8 protein-coding genes are annotated in these 7,791 nt (G+C 48.6%); 2 read left to right on the top strand and 6 right to left on the bottom strand.

Features of this window, described 5'->3' with window-relative positions; genetic code table 11:
• On the top strand, positions 1–687 hold a 687-nt coding region (locus ABD76_RS10285), incomplete at its 5' end, for a transposase (protein ID WP_197256362.1).
• Here ABD76_RS10285 and ABD76_RS30950 read toward each other — a convergent pair.
• The 6 genes from ABD76_RS30950 to ABD76_RS10255 all read right to left on the bottom strand — a co-directional run bounded on the left by ABD76_RS30950 (position 653) and on the right by ABD76_RS10255 (position 7,263).
• Positions 653–970 (bottom strand): YcaO-like family protein, encoded by a 318-nt coding sequence (locus tag ABD76_RS30950; protein WP_420901938.1) that lies wholly within the window; start codon positions 968–970, stop codon positions 653–655. The genes ABD76_RS10285 and ABD76_RS30950 overlap by 35 nt on opposite strands.
• A 370-nt stretch (positions 971–1,340) precedes the next feature.
• A complete protein-coding gene (locus ABD76_RS10275; protein WP_197256594.1) occupies positions 1,341–1,712 on the bottom strand; it encodes a hypothetical protein in 372 nt (123 codons plus the stop codon).
• A 4-nt stretch (positions 1,713–1,716) separates the two neighbouring features.
• A complete protein-coding gene (locus tag ABD76_RS10270; protein WP_338125097.1) occupies positions 1,717–2,226 on the bottom strand; it encodes a phage holin family protein in 510 nt (169 codons plus the stop codon).
• Between the two features lie 85 nt (positions 2,227–2,311).
• A complete protein-coding gene (locus ABD76_RS10265) occupies positions 2,312–4,138 on the bottom strand; it encodes a DNRLRE domain-containing protein (protein WP_197256593.1) in 1,827 nt (608 codons plus the stop codon).
• 26 nt (positions 4,139–4,164) lie between these two features.
• Complete coding sequence (locus ABD76_RS10260) at positions 4,165–5,379, bottom strand: hypothetical protein (protein WP_197256591.1); 1,215 nt, start codon at positions 5,377–5,379, stop codon at positions 4,165–4,167.
• A 609-nt stretch (positions 5,380–5,988) separates the two neighbouring features.
• On the bottom strand, positions 5,989–7,263 hold the full coding sequence (locus tag ABD76_RS10255; RefSeq protein WP_197256589.1) for a discoidin domain-containing protein: 1,275 nt from the start codon (positions 7,261–7,263) through the stop codon (positions 5,989–5,991).
• A gap of 149 nt (positions 7,264–7,412) precedes the next feature.
• Between ABD76_RS10255 and ABD76_RS10250 the strand changes: the two genes are divergently transcribed.
• A partial coding sequence (locus ABD76_RS10250) for a transposase family protein (protein ID WP_197255191.1) occupies positions 7,413–7,791 on the top strand: 379 nt, incomplete at its 3' end.

Genomic DNA, 7,791 nt, shown 5'->3' with positions numbered 1-7,791 from the left:
GGCGAAACGATGCTGGATCTGCTGCCGGGTAGGAAACTGGAGGAATTGCGTGCCTATGCCCAGGCGCATCCCGACTTCCTTCGGCTGAATCCCAAAGCAGTGGTCATGGATTTGGCCCAGGCTTACCATACCTGGATCAGCGAGTGTTTCCCGAATGCGATTCGCATCGCAGATCGCTTTCATGTCCACGGTTATGTAATCGAAAGCGTGCAAGAAGTTCGAAAAACGGTTCAGCATACCTTATCGCCGCGAGCGCGAGCGTATTTGAAAGCGAACCATCGTTTGCTGAATCCTCCAGCGGAATCGCTGAGTGAAGAAAGCAGAAAACGACTGGAAACGCTACTGAATTATTCTTCGCTTCTGCGCAGCGTGTGGGAGTGGAAAGAAGCCTTCACAACTTGGTATGACCGCTCGCCCAGCTATGCTGTTGCCCGACTCGGATTTGAGCGTTGGTGCGAGCAAGGCGATCAGATCGACCATGCAACGGTACGCAGCACGCTGGGGACGATGCGAAATTGGAAAGAGGAAATCGTGAATTATCATCAATGTCGCTGGACAAACGCGACCGTAGAAGGCCGTCATAATCGCATTAAAGCGTTTCAACGTCGCCATTACTTTATGCGAAATCCCAATCGTTATAAAGCAGGTATTCTTATCGAATGCAACCGTCACCGGTTGATATGCTGATAGTCAAGCACTGATTTTGAGATTGAGCCTTTTTCAATGATGAAAATCTTTTCAATATTAATTCATCTTCTTTTTTTAACACTTCATAGTATTCGTTATATAGATGATACACCTGTACGAGTTCAAGCAATGCTCTTTCAAGTGCATAATATGGACATAATGAAGCTCCACATCCAATATAAGGTGGCAGGAGGTTTTTGTTTTCCATAACACATAAAAAAACCGGTATTTGAAAGTCACTGGTAATATCCAATATAATTGAATCCTTATTTTGTCCGCCCATATATTGACGAGTTTCGGTTTTTGCTTTTGTCCTTGTCAGTTCCAGTTTCTGAAAATACTGATTTCGCATGAGTGTGACGATATGCCTATACGGTTCTACCCGAATGGTGTCCAGAGAGTCTAGAGAGAGTCGAAAGCAACCACGAGATAACTCCTCCCTACGGGGCTTCTGCTTCGTAGTTCATCAGCTTTCGACCAATCATTCGATTCAACTTGAATTTTGTCGCTTATCCGCTGTTCCACCATTTTCATCATTTTGTCATACAGGATAGTAGCTGGATAATGCCCGCAGCTACCTGCTAGTACTACGAGCAGCCTCGATCGGACTTGCACCGATTAGTTTTACCTAACTAAGCTAACCGGCGAATTCGTCATTGCACGGCGGAGATGTGCTCCGTCTCCCCCCAGATCACGTCTCGCGCGCTTCCGCCAAAGCCGTCGATGACATGCTCTTCCGCCGTATCGGTATGCTCCAGCACAAGCACGCAAATATGCTTGTCCTGGCGGTTGCCGCCCAATCTGGCGATGACGGGCGCTTGAGCGTGCCGCAGCGCTTCATTGACCGGCTCGATCAGCTCGGACGTAAAAAGCTCCAGCCTCGTCGCATATGTTCCCTGGGGAATGCTCGCCTCGTACTCGGTACCGTCTACCTGGAAAATAAACGTGTTATTCGTGTCCTTGATGACTATTGGTTCAGTTTGCAGGGCTATCGAGCCCCATACCTGCGTCCCTCTGCTGCTCATGTGCTCATCCTTCCTTTCTGATTGTTATCCCGTTATCCTGTTCATGCTGTCTCTGATCGTTATTCTGTTCATTTTTCTCGTTATCTTGTTCCTGTTGCCGCTGCTGCTGTTCCCTCGTTTTCAAAATCGCAATAATCTGCTTGATCTGCGGCGGCAATGGCAGCCCAATCCGCCCGTAGTTCTCCGCAATGCTAATCACCTCATTGGAAATGTAAAACCATATCGCGCCGTACATGAGAAAATCGATCTCCAGCGCCACGTCGGCACGATGAGCGAGCAGCACGACGACGAACATCAAGCCCTTTTTGGCCAGTCCGGCAAAGCCCTTCTTGCTGCTCAACCCGGCTTGCGGCATCCCTCTGGCCGCTTCCATGACGGAGGCTGCGTAGCCGCTGATGTAATCCATAAGCGCCAATAGCGCCAGAAACTCAAGCAAGCTGCTCCCTCCCCCATACAAGTAGCTCATCAAGCCGCCGATGAATCCGATACTGCTGTTCACTATTTTTTCGTACACCCGATCCCTCCTTGCTCATCGACAGCCATCTCTCGGAAAAAGAAAGAGCCATCCGGTGAAAGACGGCTCACAATATGGGTTCCTGCTACAAAATATAATAGTATGCGCCGCCTGCACTGCCGACGGTAATGACACCATGCAAATCGCCAGCATCCCGCTGTCGGATTAGGGCCGCCGCAAGGCAGTCCTCCTCCGCAATGACTCTTGGCGCGAGATAGCCGTGAAGATCCGGAACGCTGACCCGAAGGGCGCCCTCCACCTCATCAATCGCGTGAACAACGAGGAAGGCCTTCAACTCCGACGGCAGCTTAATCAGGACGGTACTGTCCAGTGTGTGTTCATGCTTCACATAGAGATGCGTCTCGATCGAAGAAGCATGCTTCACGTCCAGAGCGGCGGGAACCTCTGGGCGGGACGCCGCAAGCGAGGCACGATGATCCTCATAGTGCGGCACCTCGATCTGCCCTGCCATCTCCCGCTCACCCAGCGCCCGAATCGTCAGCGCCGCATGCATATCCGGCTTGGATATGGTGGCCCGGGACTCGATATCCGAATCCCTTCCTTCCCGAATGCTCAGGCTGGCTGCTGTATCGCTGCTATGCTTATGATAGCGCGACACTTCCACATACGCTGGCAGAGCAGGGACAGAAGCCGTAATGGATGATTCCGGCCCCTCGGATTCCTTCTTCATAACCGTAAGAGAGCAAGCCAGACTTATGTTCGGATCGACCGTGATGCAAACGGGCTTGTCCGGAGTGCTGGCCGCCATGATCACCCTGCGCTCGCTTGCCCCGTCTCTGCGAATCGTGCAGCTTGCCTCCAGCTCCGGGTGTTCCCGAATCGCTACCGTCAGCGCTGCCGGGTAAACTGGCCTGGACACGAGCAGCAAGCCTTCCTGCCATTCGAACATCGGATCGGCAGGCTGATGCACATAGAGCGTCGCTGTCCGATCGTCCGCGCCGCGGTCGCTATGGACCGTAAGGCTGGCTCTCCGCTCGGAGCCTCCAACCCCGTAGACGAATACGGAGGCGTCGATCGCGCTTCTGCCGATGCTGTATACATGGTTAGGGATGTAACGAATCTGAAGCTCGGGCGGCTTGTGGGATTCCCTCGTATAGAATGTGACCGCGTAATCGTCTTGCGTTTTCACAATAAATCCGTAGTTGTCCAGTTCCCCCTGAAGCCAGCGCTCGACGATGCGAAGCACATCCACCTCAATGCAGCGCTCCGCCGGGTGGAGCGTGTATTCATCCGCCAACAGCTCTACCGAATGAGGCTTGTTCGCGTGGGTAATCCCGAGCTCTCTCCAAATGCTGTGCGGCTGATGCAGCTCAATGCTCGTCCCGTCCGGGAACGTGCCGGCATAATACAGCTTCATCGTCGCCTTTTCCAAACGGTACACATCGGGAAGCAATTCATTCAATGGACCGAAATGAATAAAGGCCTCGAACGATTCATTGCTGCTCTTCCCCGTAACCATGCTCTTCATGTCGCCGTAATTCAGCGTAACGAGCTCCGAATCGCTGCGGGTCGTCGAATCGGCGACCGGAGGCAGGCTGACGTCTTTGCGCGGCGTCTCCAGCAGCTCCACCCGTCCAACCATCCGGTTATGGGGCCGAACCTCGATCGACACAGGCAGATAGCTGGAAGCCACCGCTTCGATCGCGGCCGTCACATCCTCATTGCCCCGGTACTTGATGTCCAGGACGACCGGCAGCTCCGCCTCTCTCGGCACCCTCGCGGAGATCGCGGCGTCTATGCCCTCTCTCACCCGGGTTGCCGTTACGAGGGCGGCTTCCACCTCGCTCCTTCCGGAGCCATACAAATAAAAAGCCCCTCTCATGCGGTTGGAAGGGGACGGTTCGTCTACTATTTCGTTTCGTAATCTCTCATCTTCGTGAATCGTAATCACTTCCAATCTCATTGTATTGAGACTGTCTATATCCGATTGGCATAGGCCCGAATCTCGAAGCGGCCATCCGGCGTCGGCATGGCGTCAATCTCCGTGGCAATCCGGACGTAACATTCAACCGTGTCTCCATGATGCAATACTTCACTGTACAGCAGACTATCGACGGGAATGAACGGGCTCGATTTCCGGGACAGCTCGATCGCGACGCCATCCGGCAGCGACTCATTCACCGTCTTCAACGTCAGATTCGTAATCGAGTAGCCTAGCTGGTTTTTGACGACGACCTTCTGATCCAGACTGGTCTGCCCGGCAATCAGCATATCGAAATCCAAATATTTCAGAATCCCGCCGAACGTGTCGGAATAATAATTCCCCGTCTCATCCATGAACATCAAGCCGGAGTAGCTGCCGATGAACTTCGTCTCCCAAGACTCGGTCTCGCCCCAATAATCCTGATATTCGACGCGCAGCTTATTCTCCCGATTGAACACAATATCCCGCTCCGATATCGACAGATTAATATCGACCGGTGAAGCGGCCAGGCGCGTGAATTCCCCATTCGCCGGAAAGTAAGGCTTATCATTCAGCAGCACCCTGTACTGAACTTTTCCCTTATCGGCATCATCCAAGCGGCCGGTTAACTTGTTGCCCGTCAGCTTGAGCTCAATCGATGCCTTTGTATTGAGAAGCGTTAGCGACAGGTCCTTGACCTTAACGCCGTCCAGAGCAGACCTCACCACCAAGCGCGAATGATCCAGCTTCACTTCCTCATCGCGATGAATGCTGTCGTCCAAATAATAGCCAATCCGAAGCTGGCTCCCCTTATCTTGGAAGTGAGCTTCTTTAATTTTGCCAAGCGCTTTGAAGCTCATGCCCAGTTCGCGCACCTTCGCCATATCGCTTGCATTCACCGATTTCCATCGTCCATTCCGGAACACTTCCCACGTCACGCCGCCATCGAATGACAAAATAAACCGGCAGCGGCCCTCATAAGCATGGACAGGAAGCTGATTGGCAATGATAGCGAGAAAACTGCCATGCAGCTCAAAATCGCCCGGCTGCACGACAAGCTGCTCGAACGGCAAAGCCTTCATATCGATGCGCAGGGGGATGTCCCTATAAGTCTGGGCAAAGGCCTTGACCTTGTTGCCCTCCGGCACATATGTCACGATTTCAACTGTGGGAGAGAGTTGGGCCAGCTCCTGCCACGCTTCCGGCGGGATGATGGAGAGATCGGTCATGCCGTGTTCGTCGAATAATTGAGAGGATAGAGGAGGACTTATGACTTCCCATCCAGTGTCTCTGTATGTCCGGTACTCGCCATTGTTTAGTTGGATTAGGCTTTTATTTGGAGTTATGCTTTCCGCATACCACTCGTTGAAAGCTACATAATTTCCTACTGCAGTCACTTTATACTTACCTGCTGCCAAGCTCGGGCACAATAGATACCAATCATTAGAGGATGCAGTATTATAGATTCCAACGTCTTCATACTCCTCCCCAACCCACTTTTGCAGTTTTATTTGTTTAGGAGTACTGCCACCAGTGTCGGAATAGCTGCCGCCGACAGCCCACAAGTTACAGTCGCTACTTATTGAGAACTCTAAATATGAGTTGTGGGGCGTTGACATTAAAGCTGCATTATAAGTGCCTTGTTTAATTGTAATACCATCAAGCAATGCAGAGGCATCGGATGCAGTACTTGTATTTACTGATGAACCCCAAAAGGAAATAAGTTCAATTTTTATCCCATCTCCTAAATTCGGTACATCAGGCTTTGCATTACCTGCCACAAAATCAGCTCCTTTCAATAGTTTCGCAAAATAAAAGAGACAGCCTATGTGACTGCCTCACTTTATATTTACAATTCCTTTTGATAAATCCACGTTTACAACGTATAGATCGCCATCTTCAATCTTTTCTTTAAAAATTGGTTTAAGCTCCTCTTGAACCTCCGCCTCTTCCTCCATAGTCCACGTCACCAATTCAAAATCTCCATCCAACTCATCCAGCGGTGAATAATTATGGCGGATTTCAAGTTCAGCTTCCGTCTTATCTGGATCGTCTGTGTAGTAAAGAACATCAAAACTGTCACCAACCTCATCGTAAAAGGTGAATGGCTCGGTTTCTAAGGTGATGGTTGAATCTTCTTGCAGCGGGTCGTCGGTATATTCGATTATTTTAATTGTTTGATCACCAAATTCCTCAGCAAGGGTAAATGGTTCGGTTAAAATAGAGATAACCATTTCAGGTACATCATCTTCTCTGTAATAGAGGAGTTCAACCTCACCTGATATTTTAGCCCATGCTTCTTCAGGAATAGAAGATGGGAGGACACCATATTGTAAAAAGTCCATTTCCTCACATGTATCACCAATAATTCCCCACTCTTTACTGGTGCTATCGTAATATTTGTATTTATCATCATGTAAAATCAATAGCTTTTGATAATAACTTCTATAAATGTGTATTCTTTTAACTGTATGAAATTTTTCAGCAGCATATGTGTGACCGCTTAAGCTAAACCTATAATGTGTATAGGCTGTGTTATTATTAAAATTTGCAGATAATGATGTTTTATTTACAAGCGTTGTCCATGTTCTCCCGTCATTCGATCCAGCAAACGATGAATAATTGGGGCCAGGACCAGTCCCGTAATATTTACTAATGCTGTAACTTGTAAGGACTATAGGTTTTTGAAAAATCATCGTAATTGATGTGTCAACATAATTTGCCTTCCAATACTTTGATGAGTCATTAAATGCATTATACACCGGATATCCTGATGCAGTACTACTAGCACTTACAGTAACCTCTCCATTAGAAAATGAATTCAAAATAGGAGTGACATCTACCTTCCCCTTTGAATAACTGTCCTCTATTTTTTTCACCATGGAACCGTCAACACGAAGTCTAAATACTCTTCCTTTCTCATATATGAGAGAATTTTTGACCACAAAACTTCTGTTCATGAGCGTTTTATTTATATCGATGTAAAAACTATTATTAAGACCATAATTATTAAAGTCATCTTTTACTAATTCATCACCAATCTCTACGTAGTTCTCATTAATTAGAGAATGGTACATCTGATTATTTATTTTCAGTAAAAATTTATTTGCCATGGAGCAACCATCCTCATTTATATAATATTTTTTTCGGCTCAAAACCGTAATCAGTGCTTGACGAAATAATCTCAGGCTGAAAATGGAAAAACATCTGCTAATCCTGTAATGTTGTAAGTCTCACCGAACAACAAAAAAGGAATAGACAGATGCAAAACCAGTATATCAATGAATTGCTCGACATACCAGAGCTAAAAATCCGCCAAATCCTGTCCATCGATGCCGATGAACTTCACATAGAAGCTTTCCCCATCAGCGAAAAGCAATGCTGTCCGTGCTGTGGGTCGGATCAAAATGTCATCCGCAAAGGAAGCAATGGCATACGGATCGTCCGACATCTTCCCGTGTTCGAGAAAAAAACCTATCTGCACGTGCCCTCCATTCGCATGTTCTGTAAACACTGCGAAGCCGGATTTGTATGGATGTATGAATTTGTCGGCCCCAAACAGCGCTACAGCAGTCTCTTTCGATTCCATACCGTTGAACAATCGCTTGGTTCTACAGCAGCGCATAGCGCTCGCATGCAGA

The sequence above is a fragment of the Paenibacillus dendritiformis genome, from assembly GCF_015845845.1.
Classification (GTDB): Bacteria; Bacillota; Bacilli; order Paenibacillales; family Paenibacillaceae; genus Paenibacillus_B; species Paenibacillus_B dendritiformis_C.
Note: the sequence above shows the minus strand (reverse complement) of the source record. Positions and strands in the feature narration are given on the sequence as shown.